18 protein-coding genes and 1 riboswitch are annotated in these 22856 nt (G+C 61.3%); of the genes, 11 read left to right on the top strand and 7 right to left on the bottom strand.

The genetic code is table 11. From position 1 onward, the window contains the following. Positions 1-348: 348 nt before the first annotated feature. The 3 genes from Q0X23_RS04240 to Q0X23_RS04230 all read right to left on the bottom strand — a co-directional run bounded on the left by Q0X23_RS04240 (position 349) and on the right by Q0X23_RS04230 (position 4897). Positions 349-1578, bottom strand: a complete 1230-nt coding sequence (locus Q0X23_RS04240; protein ID WP_297859134.1) for a 2,3-bisphosphoglycerate-independent phosphoglycerate mutase — start codon at positions 1576-1578, stop codon at positions 349-351. 145 nt (positions 1579-1723) lie between these two features. Continuing rightward, positions 1724-2254, bottom strand: a complete 531-nt coding sequence (locus Q0X23_RS04235; protein WP_297859133.1) for a GNAT family N-acetyltransferase — start codon at positions 2252-2254, stop codon at positions 1724-1726. Positions 2255-2314: 60 nt separating this feature from the next. Next, positions 2315-4897, bottom strand: a complete 2583-nt coding sequence (locus Q0X23_RS04230; RefSeq protein ID WP_297859132.1) for a S8 family serine peptidase — start codon at positions 4895-4897, stop codon at positions 2315-2317. 269 nt (positions 4898-5166) lie between these two features. Between Q0X23_RS04230 and proS the strand changes: the two genes are divergently transcribed. Both proS and nth read left to right on the top strand, forming a co-directional pair. Next, positions 5167-6600, top strand: a complete 1434-nt coding sequence (proS, locus tag Q0X23_RS04225) for a proline--tRNA ligase (RefSeq protein WP_297859131.1) — start codon at positions 5167-5169, stop codon at positions 6598-6600. Between the two features lie 147 nt (positions 6601-6747). Further along, positions 6748-7383 (top strand): endonuclease III, encoded by a 636-nt coding sequence (gene nth, locus Q0X23_RS04220; protein WP_297859130.1) that lies wholly within the window; start codon positions 6748-6750, stop codon positions 7381-7383. 3 nt (positions 7384-7386) lie between these two features. Here the strand turns inward: nth and Q0X23_RS04215 are convergent, their stop codons facing one another. Beyond that, positions 7387-7620, bottom strand: a complete 234-nt coding sequence (locus tag Q0X23_RS04215) for a hypothetical protein (protein WP_297859129.1) — start codon at positions 7618-7620, stop codon at positions 7387-7389. A 124-nt stretch (positions 7621-7744) separates the two neighbouring features. On the opposite strand from Q0X23_RS04215, the gene Q0X23_RS04210 reads away from it, so the two are divergent. Continuing rightward, complete coding sequence (locus Q0X23_RS04210; protein WP_297859128.1) at positions 7745-8707, top strand: Stp1/IreP family PP2C-type Ser/Thr phosphatase; 963 nt, start codon at positions 7745-7747, stop codon at positions 8705-8707. A gap of 49 nt (positions 8708-8756) precedes the next feature. Beyond that, on the top strand, positions 8757-9161 hold the full coding sequence (locus Q0X23_RS04205; protein WP_297859127.1) for a bacteriohemerythrin: 405 nt from the start codon (positions 8757-8759) through the stop codon (positions 9159-9161). On the opposite strand, the gene trmB is transcribed toward Q0X23_RS04205, so the two are convergent. Next, complete coding sequence (gene trmB, locus Q0X23_RS04200) at positions 9158-10078, bottom strand: tRNA (guanosine(46)-N7)-methyltransferase TrmB (RefSeq protein WP_297859126.1); 921 nt, start codon at positions 10076-10078, stop codon at positions 9158-9160. The two genes, Q0X23_RS04205 and trmB, sit on opposite strands and share 4 nt — an antisense overlap. 164 nt (positions 10079-10242) lie before the next feature. On the opposite strand from trmB, the gene Q0X23_RS04195 reads away from it, so the two are divergent. From Q0X23_RS04195 to Q0X23_RS04185, 3 genes are all read left to right on the top strand, one after another. After that, positions 10243-10917, top strand: a complete 675-nt coding sequence (locus tag Q0X23_RS04195; protein WP_119342025.1) for a hypothetical protein — start codon at positions 10243-10245, stop codon at positions 10915-10917. 426 nt (positions 10918-11343) lie between these two features. After that, positions 11344-14064, top strand: a complete 2721-nt coding sequence (aceE, locus tag Q0X23_RS04190; protein ID WP_297859125.1) for a pyruvate dehydrogenase (acetyl-transferring), homodimeric type — start codon at positions 11344-11346, stop codon at positions 14062-14064. Between the two features lie 84 nt (positions 14065-14148). Continuing rightward, on the top strand, positions 14149-15471 hold the full coding sequence (locus Q0X23_RS04185; protein ID WP_297859124.1) for a 2-oxo acid dehydrogenase subunit E2: 1323 nt from the start codon (positions 14149-14151) through the stop codon (positions 15469-15471). Positions 15472-15843: 372 nt separating this feature from the next. On the opposite strand, the gene cmk is transcribed toward Q0X23_RS04185, so the two are convergent. Continuing rightward, a complete protein-coding gene (gene cmk / locus Q0X23_RS04180) occupies positions 15844-16467 on the bottom strand; it encodes a (d)CMP kinase (RefSeq protein WP_297859123.1) in 624 nt (207 codons plus the stop codon). A 177-nt stretch (positions 16468-16644) separates the two neighbouring features. Continuing rightward, the gene (gene aroA, locus Q0X23_RS04175; protein WP_297859122.1) at positions 16645-17922 is read right to left on the bottom strand and encodes a 3-phosphoshikimate 1-carboxyvinyltransferase; all 1278 of its coding nucleotides are present in this window, start codon (positions 17920-17922) and stop codon (positions 16645-16647) included. A 136-nt stretch (positions 17923-18058) separates the two neighbouring features. Between aroA and Q0X23_RS04170 the strand changes: the two genes are divergently transcribed. The 4 genes from Q0X23_RS04170 (at position 18059) to Q0X23_RS04155 (ending at position 22800) form a co-directional block, all read left to right on the top strand. Further along, positions 18059-19036 carry a bifunctional oligoribonuclease/PAP phosphatase NrnA gene (locus tag Q0X23_RS04170; RefSeq protein ID WP_297859121.1) on the top strand — a complete coding sequence of 326 codons (978 nt, stop codon included), beginning with the start codon at positions 18059-18061 and terminating at the stop codon, positions 19034-19036. A gap of 151 nt (positions 19037-19187) precedes the next feature. Further along, positions 19188-19339, top strand: a riboswitch (SAM riboswitch). Between the two features lie 43 nt (positions 19340-19382). Next, positions 19383-20651: an O-acetylhomoserine aminocarboxypropyltransferase/cysteine synthase family protein gene (locus Q0X23_RS04165; protein WP_297859120.1), complete on the top strand. Its 1269-nt coding sequence runs from the start codon at positions 19383-19385 to the stop codon at positions 20649-20651. Continuing rightward, the gene (gene metF / locus Q0X23_RS04160) at positions 20641-21516 is read left to right on the top strand and encodes a methylenetetrahydrofolate reductase [NAD(P)H] (RefSeq protein WP_297859119.1); all 876 of its coding nucleotides are present in this window, start codon (positions 20641-20643) and stop codon (positions 21514-21516) included. Before Q0X23_RS04165 ends, metF begins: the two co-directional genes overlap by 11 nt. Before the next feature lie 105 nt (positions 21517-21621). Further along, positions 21622-22800, top strand: a complete 1179-nt coding sequence (locus Q0X23_RS04155; RefSeq protein WP_297861162.1) for a zinc-binding dehydrogenase — start codon at positions 21622-21624, stop codon at positions 22798-22800. Positions 22801-22856: the final 56 nt, after the last annotated feature.

Below are 22856 nucleotides of genomic sequence, written 5' to 3'. Positions count from 1 at the left end.
GCAGTAATACCGGATTCAAAAAGATAATCATCCAAACCAAAGACCCCCAGAGGCTATCTTTTTGAATCCTAGAGCACCCCCCTCCCGAACGGTCGGCGAAGAAAGCGTCTCCCTTCCAAAGGGGCTTACGCCCTCCGCTACGCAGATAACTTCCAAGGGGCGGTATCGCCCTCCGCAACGCGGATAACTTCGGCCCTGTTAGTTCGCCGCCATCCGGCGCCGAACTAACCGAATCTGGTATAAGAATCCTTTTTTCTGGACGAAAACAGTGGCAGTCTGGATGAGGGGCCACATCTTTGAAGGGCGCGATGAGCCACAACGCGGAACTGAGCATTCGCTAGAAACCGACTAGGCCCCGTACTTTTGTAGCTTGCCTGCGTGTGCCAGCAGCAAGGGCATCAGCTCCACCCCCCGCAGGTGGCCCAGGCTACCCTTGGCAGCTTCGTCCTCGGTGAAGCGCTGGGCGGGGTCGTTGCGCAGGAAAGGCGCTTGCAGCAGCAAGGGTACGGGGTGCCAGGAGTGGGCCTTCAGCACCGAGGGGGTGGAGTGGTCGCCGGTGATGGCCAGCACATCGGGCTTCAGGGCCAGCAGCTCGGGCAGCAACTGGTCGAATAGCTCCACCTTGTGTACCTTCTCCTGGAAGTTGCCATCCTCACCTGTGGAGTCGGTTTTCTTGAAGTGCAGGTAGAAGAAGTCGTACTGCTCCCAGTGCGCTTGCAGGGCCTTGACCTTGCCCTGGGGGGCGTCTTCTGCTCCCTCCACCGGCAGCACGTCCATGCCCACCAGACTGGCCACCCCCTTGTACATGGGGTAGCTGGCCACACAAGCCGGGCGCACCTTGTAGACCTCAGCCATACTGGGAAACCGTGGCTTCTCGGAGATGCCCCGGAAGAGCGCCCCGTTGATCTGCGGCTCGTTGTGCAGCACTTCCCGAATGCGGGCGGTAAGGGCGTTGAGCACGCGGGCAGTTTTGGCGCTGGCTGCGTCGGTTTCATCGTGAGGGCGCGAGGGGAGGGGGGCTACGCCGGTTTTCTGGGGGTCAGTATCGCTCACTTTTTCGCCCAAACCAGCCCCGCGCAAAATCACCACAAAGCGATGCTCGGACTCGGTGTAGAAGCTCACCCGCACACCCTCAATTTCTGTGATGGCAGCCTTAAGCTTGCTCACTACCCGCACATTCTCGGCGTCGCTGGGCCGGCCTGCCCGGCGGTCTACCACCAGACCCGAGGCGTCCAGGGTGGCAAAGTTGCCGCGCACCCCCACGTCGCCGTCCTGGAAATCGGCCCCAATTCCAATGGCCGAGAGCGCCCCCCGCCCCACCAGGTACCTGAAGGGGTCGTAGCCAAAGAGCGAGAGGTGGCCGGGGCCCGAGCCGGGGGCCAGGCCCGGATAGACCGGGGTCAGGAGCCCCAGAGCGCTCTGCTGGGCCAGGGCATCCAGGTTGGGGGTGTGGGCTGCAGCCAGTTCGGTGGGCCCGCCGGGCGTTTGCGGCAACCCGCCCACGCCGTCCAGCACGACCAGCAGAATCTTGGAAGGGGTTTTTTGGGTCAACTCGGCAATCACCGGGAGCATATCCATGCGCTCATTCTACCGATGAAAAGATGTAGGTCTGCCGGTAGCCCCCCGCTACGCGGATAACTCCGGTCAGGCCAGTTCGTCACCGAAGGATGACGAACTGGCCGAATCTGGTATAAGTCGCGGGAGTGTAACGGCATCGGTTGCGCTAGTAAAAAATGGGTGGTCGGCTCGACATCCATTCTTCGGGCAGCAGGCTGTACATGTAGAAGTCCCACGGCTCCCCGCGAATCCAGCGCCAGCGGCGCAACAGCCCCTCGCGCCGAAAGCCCAGCTTTTCCAGCGCCCGCTGCGAGCGGGGGTTATGCACATGGGCAATGGCCTGGATGCGGCGCAAGTCCCAGGGCCCAAAAGCAAAATCGAAGAGCACCACCTTGGCCTCGGTGTTGAGGCCGGTGCCCCAGTAGGGCCGCCCCAGCCAGGTCTCGGTCTCGCCCAGCTTGTTGGGCCAGTCCAGGTGCAGCCCGATCACCCCGGCGGGCCGGCCCTCGGTCTCGATGATGAAAAAGCCCTCCTGGGCTTGCAGGTGCTCCAGGTACTCGTAGGTTTCGTGGGGGCTCTGGTGGGGGTTCCAGTAGACAAAGGGGGCCAGCTCGAGGTCGGACATCAGGGCAAACAGCGTCTCGGTGTCCTCTGGTCGAGGGGAGCGAAGCAGCAGGCGGGGGCCGCGCAGTTCCATGTACCCCCAGCATACGAAAAAAGACCCGCCGAAGCGGGTCTTAGAGCACGGCTGGCTGCTTTAGGGGCGGGCAATGGTGATGACCGGAGAGGTCCAGGACTCCCAGTCGGCTGGGTTTTGTACCTTGCCGGTGGGTTTGAGTACCCGGATCTGGAGCTTGTACTGTCCGTTGGGCACAGCCTGGAACTCGCTGGGTACCGGAATCTTGTTGCCGTAAACGTCTTCTTTTTGGTACTTGGTGATGCGGGTGCCGTCCCAGGGAAGGGCAAAAAAGCCATTGGCCGAGGAGTTGCGCGGGATATACTCGCCGTAATCCGCCCGGTTAAACTTGGGGTGGATGGGGGCGTTGGTGGCTGCGTCAAGAATCACCAGCTCGTAGACCTGAGCCCCGTGCTCGAAGTGCACCAGAAGTTGCGGTACATCGTTGCCTTGCAGGGTAAAGCTACCGCCGCTGGGCAGGATGTCAAAGCCGGTACCTGCGGCGTTAAGTTTGCCCAGCAGGGGGAAACCCGGGGCAGCGGGGGTTAGTATCTGCACGGACTGGTAGCCGCCCTGCATGCCCACATAGGGCACGTTCATCTTGATACCCGCGCCCACCGGATTAAGAATCAGGTAGCCCCCGTAAAGACCCTTGGAAGGGAGTCCAGCGGGAGGGGTGATGGTCACGGTAAGGATGGCCTCGCCTCGAGCAGGAACGGTGATCTGGCTGGGGCTGAAGCTGACCGTTGCGGCCGCTGTGGTAAAAGTGGGCGCGTAAATACTGCCTTGCGCCGAGGGCCCGGGCACGTGCGTGGGACTGTAGATGAGGGGCACATTGCTGCGGTTCTTGAGCACCAGCCGCTCGGTATGGGGCCCGGCTTTCTCGGCGAAGGAAATGGCCGAGGGGGTTACGGTAACACGGTTTTGCACTGCGGCCACGATGTCGATCATCCCTGCGCCCTCGCGGTAGCTGGTTTCGGGGAAACCGCTGGTAGGCGCCAAGGCAAAGGGCTTGGGCATGGCCGTATTCTGCAGGTACTTGCGCACCTCGCTGGGCCGTTGGGTGCGCCAGAAAGCCGGGTTGCCCTCCAGCAGCAAAGCCACCGCGCCAGCCACGTGGGGCGAGGACATGGAGGTGCCGCTCAAAATGGCATAACCACCTTGCTCCAGAGGCACTGCTGAACGAATGAGGCCGCCGGGTGCGCCCAGATCGGGTCTGAGCTTCAGGTCTTGACTCAGACCCCAGGAGCTAAAGCTAGAGATGAGGTTTCCGGTGGGGTTGGCCACCAGGGTGGTATCGGGCGTCCAGGTCAGGGTGGTGGGGGTGGCCAGGGCCCGTAAGGCCAGCCCATCGGCCTGGGAGATGCTGATACCAAATTTGCCCGAAACACCGACCACGCCGCCGCCCGCAAACAGGCCAGTGGTGTTGTTATGAATAATGACACCCACCGCACCGGCCGCAACTGCTTTTTGGTATTTTTCGTTGAAGGTACAAGCTCCCCGCTCGATCAAGGCAACTTTACCGGCCGGGTCGGCCAACAGAGTATCGACATTGCAACCCCGGCCCACCCAGACTACTTCGGCGCTGATGCCACTGGTAGGGGGTGCTTCGGCACCGCCCAGCACCAGGTAGCCCAGGGGGTTGCCGGTGGCATTCACAATGGCTTTCTGGGCGCTCACGCTGATGTTATCGAAGGAGGCCACGCTGATTACGCCCTCGGTAGCGGCAGGGTCACCGGTGGCAAACAAGCCTAGGTTGCCGTTGTTCCCTGCCGAGGCCACCACCACCGTACCGCGCTTGACCATTTTGGTAATGGCCTTACCCAGCACACTCCAGCCGAAGGGTGAGCCCAGGCTCATGTTCACTACGTCCATGCCAGCGGTCTCGGCCCGCTCGAGAGCAGCCAGGATCACATCGTCGCCGGTAGAACCCTCGCAGCCAAACACCTTGTATGCTCCAAAGGTGACCCCGGGGGCCACCCCGGTGATCTGGCTGTCCTTTCCGCCCACAATACCCGCCACATGGGTGCCGTGGCCGTCGCAGTCGTCGGGGTTGGGGTCGGGTACGGGGGTCGACTTGGCAGGGTCGGAGGCATCGTAATCGTCGCCCACAAAGTCGTAGCCGTCTACAATCCGGCCAGCAAAGGCTGGGTGCTGCAAGTCGATGCCCGAATCGATAATGCCCACCTTTACACCGCGTCCGGTCAGGCCAAGGTCGTTTTGGGCGATATCGGCTCCGGTTTGGGTAATGGCGCTGGCCAGGTCGGGATTGGCCGCTTCGCGTGGGGGAAGTTTGTAGGTGCCGATGGGATACACCCCCTCGACCCCGGGCAAGGTATAGAGCAGCTTGCGGTTGTTGCCGGGCACTTCGACCGAGAAGCCATTGAAGAGCTGGGTATAGGCGTACTGTATTTTCACACCGGCAGCTTGCGCGGCCTGCCGGAAGGCAGCATGTTGGGCCTGGATGCTTTGCAGGCTAATGCCATCGTTCACGGCGCCGCCCGATAGCTCAACGAACCAACGACTCGGGGTCTCGTCTACCATCTGGCTGGTTGGGGCCGGGGGTAGGCTGCCGATTACCTCGGGGCCGGGTTGGCTGCTCCTGGGGCCTCCACAGGCCGCCAGGATCGCAGCTACGCTAGCTAGTAAAGCTAACCTTCTCACTTGTACTCCTTTCGCTTTTGCAATGCCTCGTAAGCGTGATACTCCAACTTTAAGATTTGTAGGGTTTATAAAACGTGATTCGCTTGACTTGACCAGATCACCCCTTTCTGAAGCTTCTATGTGAAGACGCCTCTAATGCTATGTCTTCATGGCCTGCGTGTGGGTTACAGAATGCAGTTACTTAGACGTTTCATCAAGACCGGATTCGTTACATTTTATTTTATTGCGACCAGAACCATTTCAGGCTTCATCCGCTATGATGGGTCGGTATGGCGAAGGACAAAGGCCTTATTCCGCAAACGGAGGATTTCAACGAGTGGTACAACGAAGTGGTGCTCAAGGCCGACCTGGTGGACTACGGCCCGGTGCGCGGCACCATGGTGGTCAAGCCCTATGGCTATGCCATCTGGGAAAACATCCAGCGCGAACTCGACCGCATGTTCAAGGAAACCGGCCACCAAAACACCTACTTCCCCCTCTTCATTCCCATTAGCTTTTTGCAAAAGGAAGCCGAACACGTCGAAGGCTTTGCCCCTGAGCTGGCGGTGGTGACCCAGGCAGGGGGCGAGACCCTGGAAGAGCCCCTGGCCGTGCGCCCGACCTCCGAGACCATCATCGGACACATGTGGGCCAAATGGATCCGTACCTACCGCGACCTGCCCCAGCTCTTGAACCAGTGGAACAGCGTGGTGCGCTGGGAGTTACGAACCAAGCTTTTTCTGCGCACCACCGAGTTCTTGTGGCAGGAGGGCCACACCGCCCACGCCACCCAGGAAGAAGCCGAGGAAGAAACCCGCCGCATGGCTGGGGTGTACGCTACGGTGCTGCGCGAGTGGTGCGCCATTCCGGGCTGGGAAGGCCCCAAGACCGAGTCGGAGAAGTTTGCTGGGGCGGTGTACTCCATCAGCTACGAGGCCATGATGCGCGATGGTAAGGCCCTTCAGTCATGTACTTCACACTATCTGGGCCAGAACTTCGCCAAAGCCTTCGATATCCAGTTTCAGGACAAAGACCAGCAGAACAAGTACGTGCACACCACATCCTGGGGCTTTACCACCCGGGTGGTGGGGGCCATCGTGATGACCCACGGCGACGACAAGGGCCTAATTCTGCCGCCCCGGCTGGCCCCCATTCAGGTGGTGATTGTGCCCATCTATAAGGCCGAGACCCGCGAGACGGTTCTGCCTGCTGCAATCCAACTGGCCGAGCAACTCAAAAAGATGGGCATCCGGGTCTTCCTTGACGACCGCGACCAGTACAGCCCTGGTTTCAAGTTCAACGAGTGGGAGCTGAAGGGGGTGCCGCTGCGCCTCGAGCTAGGCCCACGGGATGTGGAGGCGGGCACGGCGGTGCTGGCCAGCCGGCTGGGGGGCAAGGAGACCGTTCAGGTTTCCGAATTGCCGAACCTGCTTCCGGGCAGGCTCGAGCAGTTCCAGCATGACCTATACCAGCGGGCCTTGCAGTTCCGCGATACCCACACCTGGGAAGTGAACAGTTATAGCGAGTTCAAAGAAAAGGTCGAGCAGGGCTTTGTGAAGGCCTTCCATTGCGGCGACAAGGACTGCGAAAAGCAGATCAAGGCCGAGACCACTGCCACCACCCGCTGCATCCCCTACGACGAGCCCGAAGCCCACGGTGCTTGCATCCGCTGCGGCAAGTCCAGTGCTTACGGCAAGCGGATTCTGTTTGCCAAAGCGTACTGAAGTATGCCCAGGGTTGTGGGGAAAGGCCGAAGGCCCAAAGCCGAAGGCCAGAAGCTGAAAGCAAAGAGCCCTAAGCCGAAGGCCAAAAGCCCAGAGCTGAGGGTGCAGAGCCGGGGTAAGGGGTCAGCGGGGAAGAGGCTGGTGTCTGTGAAGAGTAAAAGGGCTCGAGCCACCAAGGTGCTCTCTGTCATGGAGCAGCTTTATCCCCAGGCCGCTACCGAGCTGGCCCACACCAACCCGTTTGAACTGCTGGTTGCTACGGTGCTCTCGGCCCAGGCCACCGATGCCTCGGTGAACAAGGCCACCCCGGCCCTCTTCAAGCGCTTTCCCGATGCCTTTGCCCTGGCCCAGGCCCACCCCGAGGAAGTCGAGCCCTACATCAAGACCATCGGTCTGTACCGGAGCAAGGCCAAGAACCTGGTCATGCTGGCCCGGAAGCTGGTCGAGGAGCATGGGGCAGAGGTGCCAATGGATAAGGCCCAGCTGCGCGAGCTACCGGGGGTGGGCTGGAAGACCGCCACGGTGGTGCTGGGGGCGGCTTTTGGCGTGCCGGGCATTGCGGTGGATACCCACCTGACCCGGCTGGCCCGGCGGCTGGGGTTGTCGGAGCAAAAAGACCCCGAGAAGATTGGGGCCGACCTCGAGCGCCTGTTCCCCGAAGAAAAATGGGTTTTTGTTCACCACGCCCTGATTCTGTTTGGCCGCTACCGCTGCACGGCCCGCAAGCCCCAGTGCGAGGGCTGCCCACTTTGGGCCGAGTGCTTGAGTAAGGGTGCTTGGTGAGGGTCAGTCCTCCCAGCGCTGAACACGCTGGGGTAGCCTGCGCCAGCGGCCCCGGCGAAACCTGCTCTCCAGCCGCCGCCACCCATAGGCCAAAGCACCGACAATGCCGGCCACTACGGCCAACACCCACAAGGTGGTGATGAGCCATAACACCAAAAACAGCCCCACCGTTCCGGCCAGCACCAGCAAAAGCACCCCTACAGGGCCCCGCGGAAGATTGGAATAAAACTGTCTCACACACTCCAGGGTAGGGCAAAAGCCATGAGGCAAATGATGAGACAACTGCAATTGGGCCGTAGAGCCAACGGCTGGGTGATTTTTGGCCTTACTTTGCCCTGGGGTGGCCTATAATGCGCCTTATATGCCGGGCTCAGAAAGCCTACCCATGGTGTTTGCAGCGGCCCTGACCGACCCAGGCCGCAAGCGGGCCCTCAACGAGGATGCGGTGAACCAGCTCGTCACCAGCTATGGGGGTATTTTTATCGTGGCCGATGGCATGGGCGGGCACCGAACCGGCGAGATAGCCTCACAGATGGCGGTGAGCCAGATTGTCGAGGTGCTCAAGCGCAGCGAGCCCTCGCCGCAGGGTTTGCTGGAAGCCTACGAGGCCGCCAACGAGGCCATCTACCTGGCCGGGCAAAAGCCCGAATCGCGGGGGATGGGTACTACCTGTACGGCCCTATGGCTTGACCTACCCTATGCCCTGATTGCCCATGTGGGCGACTCGAGGGCCTATCTGCTGCGCGATGGGGAACTCTTGCAACTGACCCAGGACCACTCCTGGGTGGCCGATCGGGTGCGCCAGGGCCTCTTGACCGAGGACGAGGCCCGCAACCATCGCTGGCGCAACGTCATCACCAATGCTCTGGGCTCGTTTCCCAATGCGCGGGTGGATCTGATAGGCCTCAAGGTGCGGCCTGGCGATGTGTTTTTGCTCTGCTCGGACGGCCTTAGCGGCGTGCTGGAAGACAAGGTGCTTGCCGAGATGATCCTCACCAACCCGCCCGAACCGGCGGTGGCTAAACTGATCAAGTTGGCCAACGACTGGGGCGGCCCCGACAATATCAGCGCGGTGGTGGTGACCATTGGCAGCCAGGTGGCCGAGAGCCCCAAGCCCTACGCCCTCCCGCTCGATGCCAACAACGGCCAGCCGGTACACCTGCAAAGCGGCACGGATCCGGAAGTGCTCACCACCCAGATTGCCGAACCGGAGAAAAAACCGACCTTCTGGCAGCGCTGGGGGAGCGTGATTCTGCTTTTGCTGTGGTTTGGCCTGCTGGGCTTCGTCTTGTTCAACCAGCTGGGCAGCAGCGCAACCCCGTAAAGGACATTTTTCCGCCCCCAACTGCCTACAATGCAGCAACGGGGTGGATATGCCGATTCAGTGGAGTGAACAGTACGAAGTAGGAGACCCTCGAACTGACAGCCAGCACCGAAACCTGTTTGACTACGCCAACCAGATCGAGCAACTCATTGAGCAGGCTCGAGCCGGACGTCTTGACCGCCAGGCGGTTGAGCATTTGTTTGTTTTTCTAGATGCCTACGTAAACACCCATTTTGCCTATGAGGAGCTGTGTATGGCTTTGCGGGGCTGCAAGGTAGCGCAAAAGAACAAAGAAGCCCATAACAAGTTTCTGGAGTTTTGGACGGAATTTAACCGTCAGCACACGCCCCAAAGCATCTCCACTGCGGCGTTGGAAAACCTGCATGCCACACTGGCTGGCTGGCTGACCCAGCACATCTGCAAAGTTGACGTGGCCTTGCGAAGCACCGTCTAATACGAACGCTGCATAACCCGAAGCCCCTGGCCCTCGAGCCAGCCTACCAGCCACTCCACCGCAGCCCGTACCCCCGCGGTGCTGAGGGGTGCGCCAAAACGCGAGATGCCCACATACAACCCGTGGGCGCTGGGGCGGGCTTCCAGCAGTACGTCTTGAATAAGGTCTTCTTCCTCGATATGGGTATGGAAATAATAGCCGCTTTGAGGGCCGAGGGTGCGGGTGGCCTCGAGCAGCACCGCTGTGCCGCCCTCAAAGCGAACTACGGTTTTCTCGAAGTTGTGGAGTTCGGGTAGGGTACCGGACATTAGGGCATGGGGCATGGGATACCTCCGAAGGGGGGGCCAGGGGGTGGGGTCTTCGGCAATCTTTCGAAAAACCGCGTGGTAGAACCTGCGGCCCTGTTCTTTCCATTTCAGGGCGTACTTGGTGGTGAGGTGGTGTTCGGGCGGCGGGGGGGTCTCGACCTCGAAAAGCCCGCTGGCCCTGCCCTCGGCCTGGGCAAACTGCCAGTATTGCTCGTGGTCGGTGGTGAGCAACAGCTCGCCCCCATCGGTCAGGCGGGTGGAAAGCCGCCGGTAAAAGGCCTGCTGCAGCAGGCGGTTGTGTTCATGCTTAGCTTTGGGCCAGGGGTCGGGGAAGTTAACATAGACCCGCTGCAAGCTGTGTGGAGCGATTAGGTTGCGCAAGGCAAAAAGAGCCTCGCCGTGGTAGACCTGCACATTCCCAATGCCCTCCCGCCGAAAGCGCTTCAGGGCCCTGGCCACCGAGCCTGCCGAAATTTCTACCCCTAGAATCTGCCAATCGGGGTACAGGCGCGCCAGTTGGGCAGTAAAACGGCCATCGCCAAAGCCCACCTCGAGCACCTGGGGGGGTCTGGATAGGGGGAAGTCGGTGTCGCCGACGCGGATCAACACGGGGGGTCATTATACGGTTTGGCGCTTGGGCTTGTGGGCGAAAGCGCAAGCAAAGCCAATAGTCCATAGTGTATGGTCGAGGGGTCAACACAACCTCTGGGGTGTCTGGGTGCCAGGTTGCGGTTTTTTTGCCCCTTGACCTGGATGGTAGACTTTAGCCAGTTATGGTAGATGTGGGTCTCGAGCAAGCCTTTGCCAAGGTTCGGGCGTTTCTAGAGGGTGACTTTGAGCATCCGGGACTCACCCTCTACGATTTGCAAAACCTGGTCGGCTACAACAGCCGCATCAAAACCGATGGCCCGCTCTCGTATACCATGCCCCCTGAGCCAGCTTTGAGCGGGGTAGCGGCAGTGCGTCTGTACTACTACCCCAAAGACCCCGAGGTTAACCTGATCGTTGAAATCGAAGACAAAGCCCGCAAGCGCCACCTGCGCCACTTCAAGTGGAACGGCATCTCCTGGACTGCCCCGCGCGGTCTGAAGTCCGACCTGACCGCCACCCGGGAAGTGCTCCCTTCAATAGAAGAGGTAGGGGGCGACTTTTTCCTGGGCTACGCTACCGAAGAAGCCAGGGAGCTGGCCGAGGCCATCCGGCGCGGCGAGGCTGCCGGGGCCAAGTACATGCTCTGCACCCGCGACAACACCCGCATCTTCTACGCCCCTACCAGCTCACCCCCCACCATCCCCTGCCCGCGCTGCGGCAACACCAACATGATCTTCAAAACCCTTACCCTGGCCACCCCAGAAGACCGCATCGAGGCCATCCTGCGTGAGCAGCGGGCCTTGCGCACGGCGCTGGAGGATTTGCTTTTGTACCTCAAGCGCAAGCTGGGGCCTTGAGACATTAGTCTATCTAACTGGCCGCTGGCCCCGTGCGAAATCCACTCGGAGAAGGGGCGGCAGGGTAGGGAAGCGAGCTGTTTGGTTGGGCGCGGACGGAGTAGATTTGTGGCATCGTGGAGCGAAATCCACAGGTTACGGTAAAGGAACAGCGCCTGAGTAAGTAGCGGCGGCTCACTCAGGGTGGTTCTTCCGAAAAACCTTGCTTAGCCTCTTGGCTACGGGTTTTTAGCCGGTCTAGATTTACCATTTGGTAAAAGTTTTTTATATGCTGTAAAAAACATACTTCCTTACGATTGGCCTTGAAAATATCTGCTGTAATGTAAGGCTGATGACAAAGAACGGCCGCCAAACGCCGAACGCCAATGGCCGCGGAATCGCGTCTTCGGTCATGGGTGTTTGGTTACTGGCTCAAAGGAGCACCGCATGGTTGAAGACCGCGAACTAATTGCTGCCCGTGCCGGGCTATCTGCCGAAGAGCAGATCCGACTAGAAGATCTCGAGAACCAGGAGTGGCGCGAAAGCCTCGAGTACATCCTGCGTACTGCCGGGCGTGACCGGGTGGCGCAGCTCATGGAGATGCTCGAGAACTACGCCTACCGCTACGGGGTGGTCATCCACGACAAGGTCAATACGCCTTACGTGAACACCATCTCGCTGGAGCACCAGCCACCTTATCCGGGCGACATGGAGCTCGAGCAGCGCATCGCCAACATCCTGCGCTGGAATACCATCGCCATCGTACAGCAGGCCAACAAAAAAGCCGATGGCATCGGGGGGCACATCTCCACCTACGCTAGCATCGCCGAGCTAATGGAGATGGGCTTCAATCATTTTTTCCGTGGCCAGGACTCTCCCGACCGCGACCTGGTCTTCTATCAGGGGCATATGTCGCCGGGGGTGTATGCCCGTAGCTACCTAGAGGGACGCTTGACCGAAGATGACTTGGGCAAGTTTCGCCGCGAATTGCTGGGTGGGCCGGGACGCGGCCTGTCTAGCTATCCCCACCCCTGGCTGATGCCCGACTACTGGGAGTTCCCTACCGTCAGCATGGGATTGGGGCCGCTGCAAGCTATTTACCAGGCCCGCTTCCTGCGATACCTGGAAGACCGGGGCCTTAAGCCTAAGTCCGATGCCAAGGTTTGGGCTTTCCTGGGCGACGGCGAACAGGACGAGCCCGAGACCACCGGGGCTTTGCGGGTAGCTGCCAACGAGGAACTCGATAACCTGGTTTTTGTGATCAACGCCAACCTTCAGCGCCTGGACGGGCCGGTGCGGGGCAATTCCAAAATTATCCAGGAGCTCGAGGCCCTCTACCGGGGCGCGGGCTGGAACGTAATCAAGGTGGTTTGGGGCAGTGCCTGGGACGAGCTTTTTGCCCGAGACACCGAAGGGGTGTTGCTGGAACGCATGGAGCAACTCGTAGACGGCGAGAGCCAGCGCTATGCGGCCTACGGCGGTAAGGAGCTGCGCGAAAAGTTCTTCAATACCCCGGCCCTCCGAAAACTCATCGAGGGGATGAGCGACGAAGACCTCGACCGTCTGACCCTCTCGCGCGGGGGCCACGACAACCACAAGATTTATGCAGCCTTCAAAGCGGCCGCTGAACACCGGGGTTCACCCACCGTCATTATTGCCCGCACGGTCAAGGGCTACTGCCTGGGGCCCAGCGCTCAGGCCAAGAACGTGGCCCACCAGGTCAAGAAGCTCACCCTGGAAGACCTGCGGGAAGCGCGGGATCACCTGGGTATTCCCATCCCCGACGAAGAGCTGGAGAAGACCCCTTTCTACCACCCCGGCCCCGACTCGCCGGAGGTGCGCTACATGCTCGAGCGCCGCAAGGCACTGGGGGGTCTGATTCCCGAGCGACGTGTGCGCGAGTATAAGCTGAACACCCCCGATAGTGCCTTCTTTGAGGAGTTCTATGCAGGCTCGAGCGGGCGCGAGATTTCCACCACCATGGCCTTCGTGCGGATACTGACCAAGCTGGTGCGCCACCCCGAGGTGGGCAAGCTCATCGTACCCATCGTGCCCGACGAGGCCCGTACCTTCGGCATGGAAGGCGTGATCAACTCGGTGGGCATCTACTCGCCCAAGGGCCAGCTCTACACGCCTGTGGACGCCGGAACCGTGACCGTCTACCGCGAGTCCGAGACCGGCCAACTGCTACAGGAGGGCATCAACGAGGCCGGGGCCATGTGCAGCTTTATCGCTGCCGGAACCGCTTACGCCCACCACGGCGTGCCCACCATTCCTTTCTACATCTACTACTCGATGTTCGGATTGCAGCGGGTAGGCGATCTGGTCTGGGCCGCAGGCGACCAGCGCACCAAGGGCTTCCTGATGGGGGCTACCGCAGGCCGCACCACCCTGAACGGCGAGGGTTTGCAACACGAGGACGGCCACTCCCATGTACTGGCCCTTCCGGTGCCCAACATGCCCGCCTATGACCCGGCTTTTGCCTATGAGCTGGCGGTCATCCTGCAAGACGGCCTAAAGCGCATGTACCACGATGGCGAGGACATCTTTTACTACATCACCCTGATGAACGAGAACTATGTCCAGCCTGCCATGCCCGAGCCACGCGAACAGACCCGCCAGGGCATTCTGAAGGGCCTCTATCTGTTCAAGAAAAGCGACCTCAAAAAGCCCAAAGCCCGGGTGCAGCTCTTGGGTTCCGGCACCATCCTGAACGAGGTGCTCAAGGCCGCCGAGATGCTGGCAGACTACAACATCGCCGCTGATGTATGGAGCGTGACCAGTTATAAAGCCCTCTACTACGAGGCCCAGGAGACCGCGCGTCAGAACCGCCTTAACCCCGGTAGCAAGGCCAAGCTGCCCTATGTGGCGCAGTGTTTGAATGGAACCGAGGGGCCCATCATCGCTGCGAGTGATTACATGAAGGTCTTGCCGGATATGGTCTCGGGCTATCTAAACCGCCCCATCCACAGCCTGGGCACCGACGGCTTCGGGCGCTCCGAGACCCGCGAGGCCCTGCGCGACTTCTTTGAGGTGGATGCCAAACATGTGGTGGTGGCGGCCCTCTCGGCGCTGCGCAGCGAGGGCAAGGTAAACGTCAATACCCTTAGCGAAGCCATCAAGAAACTGGGCATCGACCCCAAGCGGGAGGCGCCATACAAACGCTGATAGCCAATAGCTGATAGCCCACAGCAAAAGAGCAGCCATTCGCTATTCGCACTGAGCTATGGGCGTGAAGGAAGGGAGCAATACATGGCAGAACTAAAACTACCCGACCTGGGCGATAATGTGGCCTCCGCTGTGGTGGTGGGGGTGTTGATCAAAGAGGGCGATACCATCGCGGCAGGACAGCCGGTGTTGGAGTTGGAAACCGACAAAGCGGTGATGGAAGCCCCCGCCTCTGAAGGGGGCACGGTTTCCAAAGTGATGGTTAAACCCGGCGATGAGGTGAAAAGCGGGCAGGTGATAGCGGTCCTGGGGAGTGCTGCGACATCCGCGGAAGCCCCCAAGTCTGCACCCGCAACGCCCCCCCCGCCGACCCCTACAACCCCACCCCCTGCACCTGCCTCAGCCCAGCCCGCCAGTACGGCACCATCAGCCCAACCCCCCAGTGTACCGGCTCCCCCACGTGGTGCGGCTTCTGTGCCCAGTGCGCCAGCAGGGCAGCGCAAGCTGATTCCGGCTGCACCGAGTGTGCGCCGGCTGGCTCGAGAAATGGGGGTCAATCTGCTGGATGTGGTGGGCAGCGGCCCCGCCTACCGCATCTCCGAAAGCGATGTAAAGCGGTTTGCGACCGGTGAGGTTGTCCCTGCGCCCACCACTTCTGCCCCTGTGCCTGCAATGCCCTTACCTGACTTCAGCAAGTTTGGTTCGGTACGCCGCGAGGCCATGTCGGGGATTCGCCGGGCCACCGTGCGCAGCATGGCCCAGGCCTGGAGCACCATCCCGATGGTAACCCAGTTCGACAAGGCCGACATCACCGAGATGGAGGCCCTGCGCAAGAAGATGGGTCCCAGGGCGGAAAAGCGGGGCGCTAAAGTCACCATGACCGCAATCCTGCTCAAGATTGCGGCAGCGGCCCTCAAGCAGTTCCCCAAGTTCAACGCCTCCATAGATACGGCTACCAACGAGGTCATTTTCAAGGAGTACATCCATATTGGCGTGGCTGTGGATACCCCCACGGGCTTGCTGGTGCCGGTGGTGCGCGATGTGGACAAGAAGGGGGTAATCACCCTGGCCGCCGAGCTAGGCGAGATTGCCGCTAAGGCTCGAGACCGCAAGCTAACCCCGGAAGAGATGCAAGGGGCCTCGTTTACCATCTCCAATCTGGGTGGCATCGGCGGGACGGGATTCACCCCCATCGTCAACTGGCCTGAGGTGGCCATCATGGGAGTTTCGCGCAGCAGCATAGAGCCGGTGTGGAACGCCGAGAAGGGCGCTTTTGAGCCGCGCAACATCATGCCTTTCTCGCTCTCCTACGACCATCGCCTGATTGACGGCGCCGATGCAGCCCGCTTCTGCCGTTTTGTGGCCGAGATGCTGGAAGACCCCTTCTTGTTGGGGTTTGAGGGTTAGGTAAGGTCGGCGCGGCTGTTTGGGTTGCCCTGCAAGGCGTGGGGGCCGGCCTATTTGGCTCTTGCTGTGGTCTGGGTTTTTGTGTGATACCAACTTTACTTAGACAGTTGGCTTTGAGGATCGTCCCAAGCTCCCTCAACCGGCGACACCCCAGGTGCAGTCAATCTTGTTCCTATTGCTGTTTGTAAATGGCGCGGTCGGGGTGTCGCCACCTTCTCCCAACGGAGAGAAGGCAAGGGGTTCATGAGGATTTGGTATGACCCAGACCGGCCCAGCCTGTGGGCGAGCAGAGGGGCCACGTGCTCACATGGGCAGCAAGGTCTGTGAAGGGCGCGATAATGCAGGGGAGACTCGATCTTTGTGCAGATCGCTCTAGCTCGGTGGGGCTAGGTGCTTTAGCACAGCCCGCACTACCCCATCGAGGTCGAGGTGGCTGGTGTCTAGGATGATGGCATCCCGGGCGGGAGCGCTCTGTTTCTGGTCGGCCTGGTCACGTCGGATAATTTCGGCCAGCACCGTTTCGTAGGCGGCGTCGCGCTCGGGCACGCGGCGCTTAGCCCGCACTTCGGGGCTGGCGGTCAGGTAGAACTTGTAGCGGGCCTGGGGAAAAACCGTGCTGCCCATATCGCGTCCGTCTACCACGAACGGGGGCGGAATTTTGCGTAGCACATTGTTAACGTACTCCCTTATGGCAGGTCGCACAGCTACAGCGGAAACAATCTGGTCTACCTCGAGGCTGTGCAAAGCCTCGCTGACCTCGTGGCCGTCCAGATAAACCAGGTTTTGGGTGGAGGTGGGTCTGAGCTCGAGGCGGTACTTCTCCAGCCGCCCCTCAATTTCCTCGGCCGAGACGTTCTCGAGCAAACACATCAGGGCCACCGCCCGGTACAGAAGGCCGCTGGAGATGTAGGGAATGCCCAGGCGCTGGGCGACCAGCTTGGCCACGCTGGTTTTGCCCGAGGCGGAGGGGCCGTCTATGGTGATGATGTCGTGCATACGCTAGGTGAAGTACCAGAACACTTTTGCAAAGAGGCCTGTATGTTGCCCCATGTCTCGGGTTCCACGTCGCAGGTCGGAAAGCCAGAGATCAGGGCACATACGAGTCTGAGATTGCCTTACTCGAGTTTGCTCGTACATTTCAACATTGGCTCAGACGCCCGGGGCCGGACTGCACTAAACCCTACCGGTCAGTCGTTCTAACGCTTCCCAGAAACTCGGAAAGCTGATGCTGGCCCACTCGGCATCCTGCACGGTTACACCTTTGGGCAGGCCGCAGACCGCAAAGGCCATGGCGATGCGGTGGTCATGGAAAGGTTCCACCACACCGCTTTGCACGCTACCACCGCGAATCTTGAGCCAGTCGGGGCCCATCTCGACCGGCGCACCCAGGTTTTGCAGGTTGTGGGCGATGGCCGCTACACGGTCGGACTCCTTGACCCGGAGCTCCTCCAGGTTAGGAATATAGGTTTCGCCCTCGGCCCAGGCCGCTGCCGCCGCCAGCACCGGCACCTCGTCCACCATCAGCGGGATCAGCTTGGGGTCTACCGAGACCCCTTTGAGCCTGGACGACCGGGCCCGAATAGCGCCCACCGGCTCACCGTCTTGCCCCTCGGTCACCTCCCAGCTCAGGTCGGCGCCCATCTCCTTGAGCACCGTAAGCAGCCCGGTGCGGGTGGGGTTCAGGCCCACGCCCTCGAGGGTTATGTCAGATTCGGGGGTGATGAGGGCCGCTACGATGAAAAAGGCCGCGCTGCTGAAATCGCCCGGAACAATAAGGTCTCTGGCGGCGAATGGCTCGGCCCGGCGGGTGCGGATGAGGTTGCCCTCGAGTTCGATGGGCAGGCCATAGTGCCGGAAGACCCGCTCGGTGTGGTCGCGGGTGGGGGCGGGCTCGGCTACCTCGGTATCTTCTTCCGCAAACAAACCTGCCAACAAGACCGCACTTTTGACCTGCGCGCTGGCTACCGGCAGCTCGTAGTGAATGCCGCGCAGGCCGCCGCCGCGTATGGCCAGAGGCGCCAGCTTGCCGCCCTCACGCCCCTCGATCCGAGCTCCCATCTGCCGCAGAGGGGTGGTGACCCGGCCCATGGGCCGCCGCCGCAGCGAGGCATCGCCGGTGAGCACCGTGAAGATTTCCTGCCCCGAGAGCAGCCCGGCCACCAGCCGCATCAGGGTTCCGGCGTTGCCGCAGTCGAGTACATCGGTGGGTTCCTGGAGCCGAAGGCCTGCCCCTTTGATGTGAAAATGCTCGCCCCGTTCGGTAATCTCGGCTCCGAGCTGGCGCATGACCTGGGCGGTCGAGAGGGTATCACCGGCCTTGAGGGGGTAGTAGAGGGTGCTTTCGCCCTGGGCCAGCGCGCCCAGCATCAGCCCACGGTGGGTGACCGATTTATCGCCTGGAACGCGAAGGGTGCCTTTTAGAGACGGGGTGGGGGGGATGAGCCGTTCCATAAGTCCAACCGGGATTATAGCCTGTGAGGGCCCTTGGGGCTTGCAACGGCCTGGATCCAGTCGGTTTGTTTGCCGTGCGCCGTAATGCATGGAAAACTCATCCGGCTATAGAGCCAGCCGGTATAGTTGAAGAGCTATGGATGCTCTGCATAACGGCCCCGAGCCGCGCTACTGGGAGAAGGTTCGCACCGTGGCCGACACGCTGCGGGAGCTCGAGGGTCCTATCATTATTGTTTCGCATGTGGATCCCGACGGCGATGCCATTGGTTCTTCGTTGGGGCTGGCCCGGGCCCTCAAGGCCATGGACAAAAAAGTGACCTGGATTGCCGACCCTCCGCGTTTTCTGCGCTTCTTGGTCAAAGAAGACGAGTACAGCGAGCCCATCGCTCAGGTACCGGAAGGGGCCACCCTGGTGGTGCTGGATGCCGCCGAACCGGGCCGGGTAGCGGGGGCACCGGTAGAGGGGTTTGTTATCAACATTGACCACCACGGCACCAACCCGCGCTTCGGCTACCTTTCGGTGGTGGATCCTTCTAAAGCGGCCACGGCCCAGATTGTCAAAGACCTGATAGATGCGCTGGGGGTAGGCTGGACTGCCGAGATGGCCACACCGGTGCTGACCGGCTTGATTACCGATACCGGCAACTTTCGTTTTGCCAACACCACCCCCGAGGTACTCCACACTGCTGCCGAGCTGGTGGGGCACGGCGTGAAACTGGCCGAACTTACCGACCGCTTGCAGTGGCGACCGGTGGGCTACTTCAAGGCCATGGGGGCGGTGCTTTCCACGGTGGGGTTTCACTTTGGGGGCCTGCTGGTGACGGCTCATATGCCCTCCGAGGTCAGCGTAGAGGACTCCGACGATTTTGTGGGTATCATCCGCTACGCGGAGGGCAGCCAGATCGCGGTTTTTTTGCGCGAGCGGGAAGAGGGCGTGAAGCTCAGCATCCGCAGCCGCGGTGGTGTTTCGGCCCAGGCAGTGGCGGTTAAGCTGGGTGGGGGCGGCCATGTGCCTGCGGCGGGGGCTACCTTGCGGGGGCTGACCCTGGACGAAGCCTACCCGAAGGTGCTGGCAGCCGTGGAAGAAGAACTCCGGCGGGTGGGCTATATCTAGGGCTTCAAGAACCCCCTGGGCAAAAAAGTGAAGTGTGGGGGCAGGACTTGCTGTGTACCGGAGGCAGAAACATGAGCCTCGAGGTCGCTTGACGCTGATTCTCCCAGCCCATACCATTGCATAGAACCTTACCCGGCCAGGGTAAGCAGTTCTTCTATCCAGAGCAGTGGAGGGAACGGCCCGACGAAGCTGCGGCAACCTGCGGGGGACAATCGCCCATTACCGAGAAACCCCCGCGCTTGGTGCCAAATCCGCCCCCTAGGTCGCTAGGCACAGCAAAGGCCTTCAGGGGAAAGATGGAAGAAGGGACAAAGGCCCTTCTTCGAGCAGAACTGAAGGAGGGTATGTGGACTTTTCCAGTCTGGCTGTTTTGAGTGGGCTTCCCGAACAAGACCCCTACAACGCGGTGGGCGTGCCGATATACGCCACGGCTGCTTATGGCTTCGCAGACCTGGAGGACGGCGCTCACAAGTTTGCTACCAACCAGGGCTACACCTACACCCGTATCCAAAACCCTACAGTAGCGGCCCTCGAGGCCCGCTTAACAGCCCTGGAGGCAGCCTTAGGTGCGGTGTGCCTGGCTTCGGGCCAGGCAGCCAGCTTTGCTGCCTTGCTGGCCCTGGTGCGTTCGGGTGATGAAATCGTGGCCAGTCCTGGTTTGTTTGGGGGGACGGTGGGTCTTTTGAACCAGGTGCTGGGCCTGATGGGGGTTCGGGTTCATTTTGTGGAGCCCGAGGCGGCAGCGGTAGAAAGCGCCCTGAGTGAGAAAACCAGCGCCGTGTTTGTAGAAGTGCTGGGGAACCCCTCGCTCAGGCTCCCAGACCTGGAGGGGCTGGCCCGGCTCTGCGATAAACGGCAAGTGGCCCTGGTGGTGGACAATACCTTTGGCGCGGTGGGGGCGCTGGCCCGCCCGCTCGAGCACGGGGCGCATGTGGTGGTGCATAGCCTGACCAAGTGGGCCAGCGGGCATGGCTCCATTCTGGGAGGAGCGGTGCTGTCGCGGGAAACCCCGCTCTGGCAGCGCTATACCCAGTTCACCAGCCCCGATGCCCAGGGCAGAATCCCCTGGGAACAGCATGGGGCGCGATGTTTCTTGGAGCGGGTGCGCCAACTGGGGTTGTCGCTGGGCGGTATGGTACTCTCGCCCTTCAATGCTTACCTGTTGTTTCAGGGCCTGGAGACCCTGGAGTTGCGGGTTGAGCGCGCCAGCCAGACCGCTCTGGCCCTGGCGGGCTGGCTCCAGTCCCAGCCGCAGGTGGCCTGGGTGCGCTACCCGGGCCTGGCCCCAGACCCAGCCCATGCTCGGGCTACCCGGTATCTGCGCGGGGTTTTTGGCAGCATCCTGACCTTTGGGATTCGGGGTGGGCTTGAGGGGGCCAGCCGCTTTTTGGCCCAGTTGAGAATCCTCCAGGCCCCCAACGTGGGTGATGTCCGCACCCTGGCCGTGCATCCCTGGAGCACCACCCACGCCCGCATTCCCGAACCGGCCCGCCGGGCTGCCGGGGTAGGGCCGGAGATGATCCGTCTTTCGGTGGGGCTCGAGAGTCCCCAGGACATTCAGCAGATGCTTGAAGAAGGTCTGCGGGCGGTGGAGGGGGTGGCCCATGAAGATTAGCACCCTTTTACAAAGTGCCCGGCCTGTCTTTTCCTTTGAGTTTTTTCCACCCAAAACCCCCCAGGGCGAGGTTGCACTGTTTCGTGCCCTGCACGAGCTAAAGCCTCTCGAGCCCGGCTTTGTCTCCATCACCTACGGGGCCGGGGGCAGCGAGCGCAGCAAAACCGCCGAATGGGCGGCCCGTATCCAGAACGAGGTGGGCCTGGTGGCCATGGCCCACCTGACCTGCGTGGGCAGTACCCGCCAAGAACTGCTGGAGGTGTTGCATGCGTATGCCCGGGTGGGGGTGCAGAACATCATGGCTTTGCGGGGCGATCCCCCCAAGGGAGTGCGGGTGTTCCAGCCGGTGGCCGGGGGGTTTCGCTATGCCTCAGAGTTAATTGCGCTCATCCGGGCCGAGTTTGGCGACACCTTCGCGGTGGCCGGCGGGGGTTACCCCGAGGGGCATCCGGAGGCGGTAAGCCTCGAGGCCGACCTGCAAAACCTCAAGCGCAAAGTGGAGGCCGGACTCGACTTTGTGGTCACCCAACTCTTTTTCAACAATGCGCTGTACTTTGGCTTTGTCGAGCGGGCCCGCCGCATGGGGATTACCGTTCCGATCATACCCGGCCTGATGCCCATCACCGATCTGGCCCAGATTCGCCGCTTTATGGACATGTGTGGGGCCAGCATCCCGGGGCCGTTGCTCTCCAGGTTGGAGAAAGCCCAGTCCCCCGAGGAAGTGCTGGAAATTGGGGTCGAACATACCACCCGCCAGGCCCAGGAACTGCTGGCAGCGGGGGTTCCGGGCATTCACCTTTATACCCTCAACAAATCGCCCGCTACCCGGAGGGTGATGCAGAACCTGCAAACGGTGCTGCGGTGATCTTTTCCCAGGCCACATTTAGGGGCAGAATAGGGGGAAATGCAAACCACGTTAACGGCCCCCGCCCAAAGCCTGACCCGCCAGAGTGCAGGTGCCCAGGTACTCATGCGCGGTTTGCTTTTTACCCCTTCCATACCGCGTTACGTGGCTGCTAAGTTGCTGGGCAAGCGCTATCCCACCAGGGCGTTGTCCCTTCAACTAACCACCCTGCCCGAGCCCGAACGTCCTCCGGGCTTCGAGCGTTTGAAGGTGCGGCTTGCGGGCATCTGCGGGAGTGACCTGGCCCTGCTCTATGGCAAACAAGCCCCCACCCTCTCGGGGATGTTCTCCTTTCCGGCGGTGCTGGGGCACGAAATTCTGGCTGAACTGGGGGGGGTACGGGTGGTGGTCAATCCAGTACTGGCCTGCCTCGAGCGCGGCCTACCGGACTGCCCGGCCTGCGCCAGGGGCGACGATCACCTGTGCTTTAACGTGGCCGAAGGCAACCTGGGGCCCGGCATGATTGGTTTTTGCAATAGCCTGGGCGGTGGCTGGGCCCAGCGCATGGTGGCCCACCGCGAGCGCATTTTTCCCATAAACGAGCAGGTGCCCGACGAACGTGCCGTGCTGACCGAACCGGCGGCAGTGGTCTTGCATGGGCTGCGGCAAGCCTGGGGGAAGGGCAGGCCACCGACGGATCTCCGGCCAAGCCCGGAAGGTTCGTACCCATCTGCCGACAGCATGAACTGGCCTGAGCAGATGCTGGTCATCGGGGCGGGAACCATTGGGCTCTTGACCGTCAAAATGCTGCGGGTGCTGGGCTTTGAGGGGCCTCTGTATGCCGTAGCCCGCCACCCCCGCCAGGCCGAACTGGCCCAACTGTTGGGCGCCAACCAGATATTCCCCTCCACCCAAGCCGCCCAGCAAGCCGTGGGAGCCCGGCGCTACCGGGGCATCCTGGGGGCGATCTCCTGGCGGGGTGGCTTCGAGGGGGTGGTGGAGGCTTCCGGTTCTCCCGGAGGTTTGCAGCAGGCCAGTTGGGCGGTGCGCGAAGGGGGGCGGGTCTTGCTGCTGGGCGCCCCGGCCACGGCCCTCCACGATTTTTCGCCCTACTGGTTCCGCGAGATCGGGCTTCTGGGCAGCTATGCCTATAGCTGGGACGACTTTGCCCAGACCGTCAAGCTGCTGCCCGAGCTAAACGGCATCGAGGCCATGGTGACCCACCGGTTCGGCCTGGAAGCCTGGCCCGAGGCCATCAAGGCCGCAGCAACCCGGCGGGGCATCAAAGTGGTGTTCAAACCCTAGAGCGTTGATGCCACATAGCTGATAGATCATAGCCCAACAGCAGAGTACCTATTGTT

This window comes from Meiothermus sp., from assembly GCF_026004115.1.
GTDB lineage: Bacteria > Deinococcota > Deinococci > Deinococcales > Thermaceae > Meiothermus.
This window is presented reverse-complemented; position numbering and strand designations above follow the sequence as displayed.

What these genes read in the sequence shown, in the direction of transcription:
- Q0X23_RS04240 (WP_297859134.1), bottom strand. Translation starts at nt 1,578, where the DNA reads ATGGATATGCTCCCGGTGATTGCCGAGTTGACCCAAAAAACCCCTTCC.
- Q0X23_RS04235 (WP_297859133.1), bottom strand. Translation starts at nt 2,254, where the DNA reads ATGGAACTGCGCGGCCCCCGCCTGCTGCTTCGCTCCCCTCGACCAGAG.
- proS (WP_297859131.1), top strand. Translation starts at nt 5,167, where the DNA reads ATGGCGAAGGACAAAGGCCTTATTCCGCAAACGGAGGATTTCAACGAG.
- Q0X23_RS04210 (WP_297859128.1), top strand. Translation starts at nt 7,745, where the DNA reads ATGCCGGGCTCAGAAAGCCTACCCATGGTGTTTGCAGCGGCCCTGACC.
- Q0X23_RS04205 (WP_297859127.1), top strand. Translation starts at nt 8,757, where the DNA reads ATGCCGATTCAGTGGAGTGAACAGTACGAAGTAGGAGACCCTCGAACT.
- Q0X23_RS04195 (WP_119342025.1), top strand. Translation starts at nt 10,243, where the DNA reads ATGGTAGATGTGGGTCTCGAGCAAGCCTTTGCCAAGGTTCGGGCGTTT.
- aceE (WP_297859125.1), top strand. Translation starts at nt 11,344, where the DNA reads ATGGTTGAAGACCGCGAACTAATTGCTGCCCGTGCCGGGCTATCTGCC.
- Q0X23_RS04185 (WP_297859124.1), top strand. Translation starts at nt 14,149, where the DNA reads ATGGCAGAACTAAAACTACCCGACCTGGGCGATAATGTGGCCTCCGCT.
- cmk (WP_297859123.1), bottom strand. Translation starts at nt 16,467, where the DNA reads ATGCACGACATCATCACCATAGACGGCCCCTCCGCCTCGGGCAAAACC.
- aroA (WP_297859122.1), bottom strand. Translation starts at nt 17,922, where the DNA reads ATGGAACGGCTCATCCCCCCCACCCCGTCTCTAAAAGGCACCCTTCGC.
- Q0X23_RS04170 (WP_297859121.1), top strand. Translation starts at nt 18,059, where the DNA reads ATGGATGCTCTGCATAACGGCCCCGAGCCGCGCTACTGGGAGAAGGTT.
- metF (WP_297859119.1), top strand. Translation starts at nt 20,641, where the DNA reads ATGAAGATTAGCACCCTTTTACAAAGTGCCCGGCCTGTCTTTTCCTTT.
- Q0X23_RS04155 (WP_297861162.1), top strand. Translation starts at nt 21,622, where the DNA reads ATGCGCGGTTTGCTTTTTACCCCTTCCATACCGCGTTACGTGGCTGCT.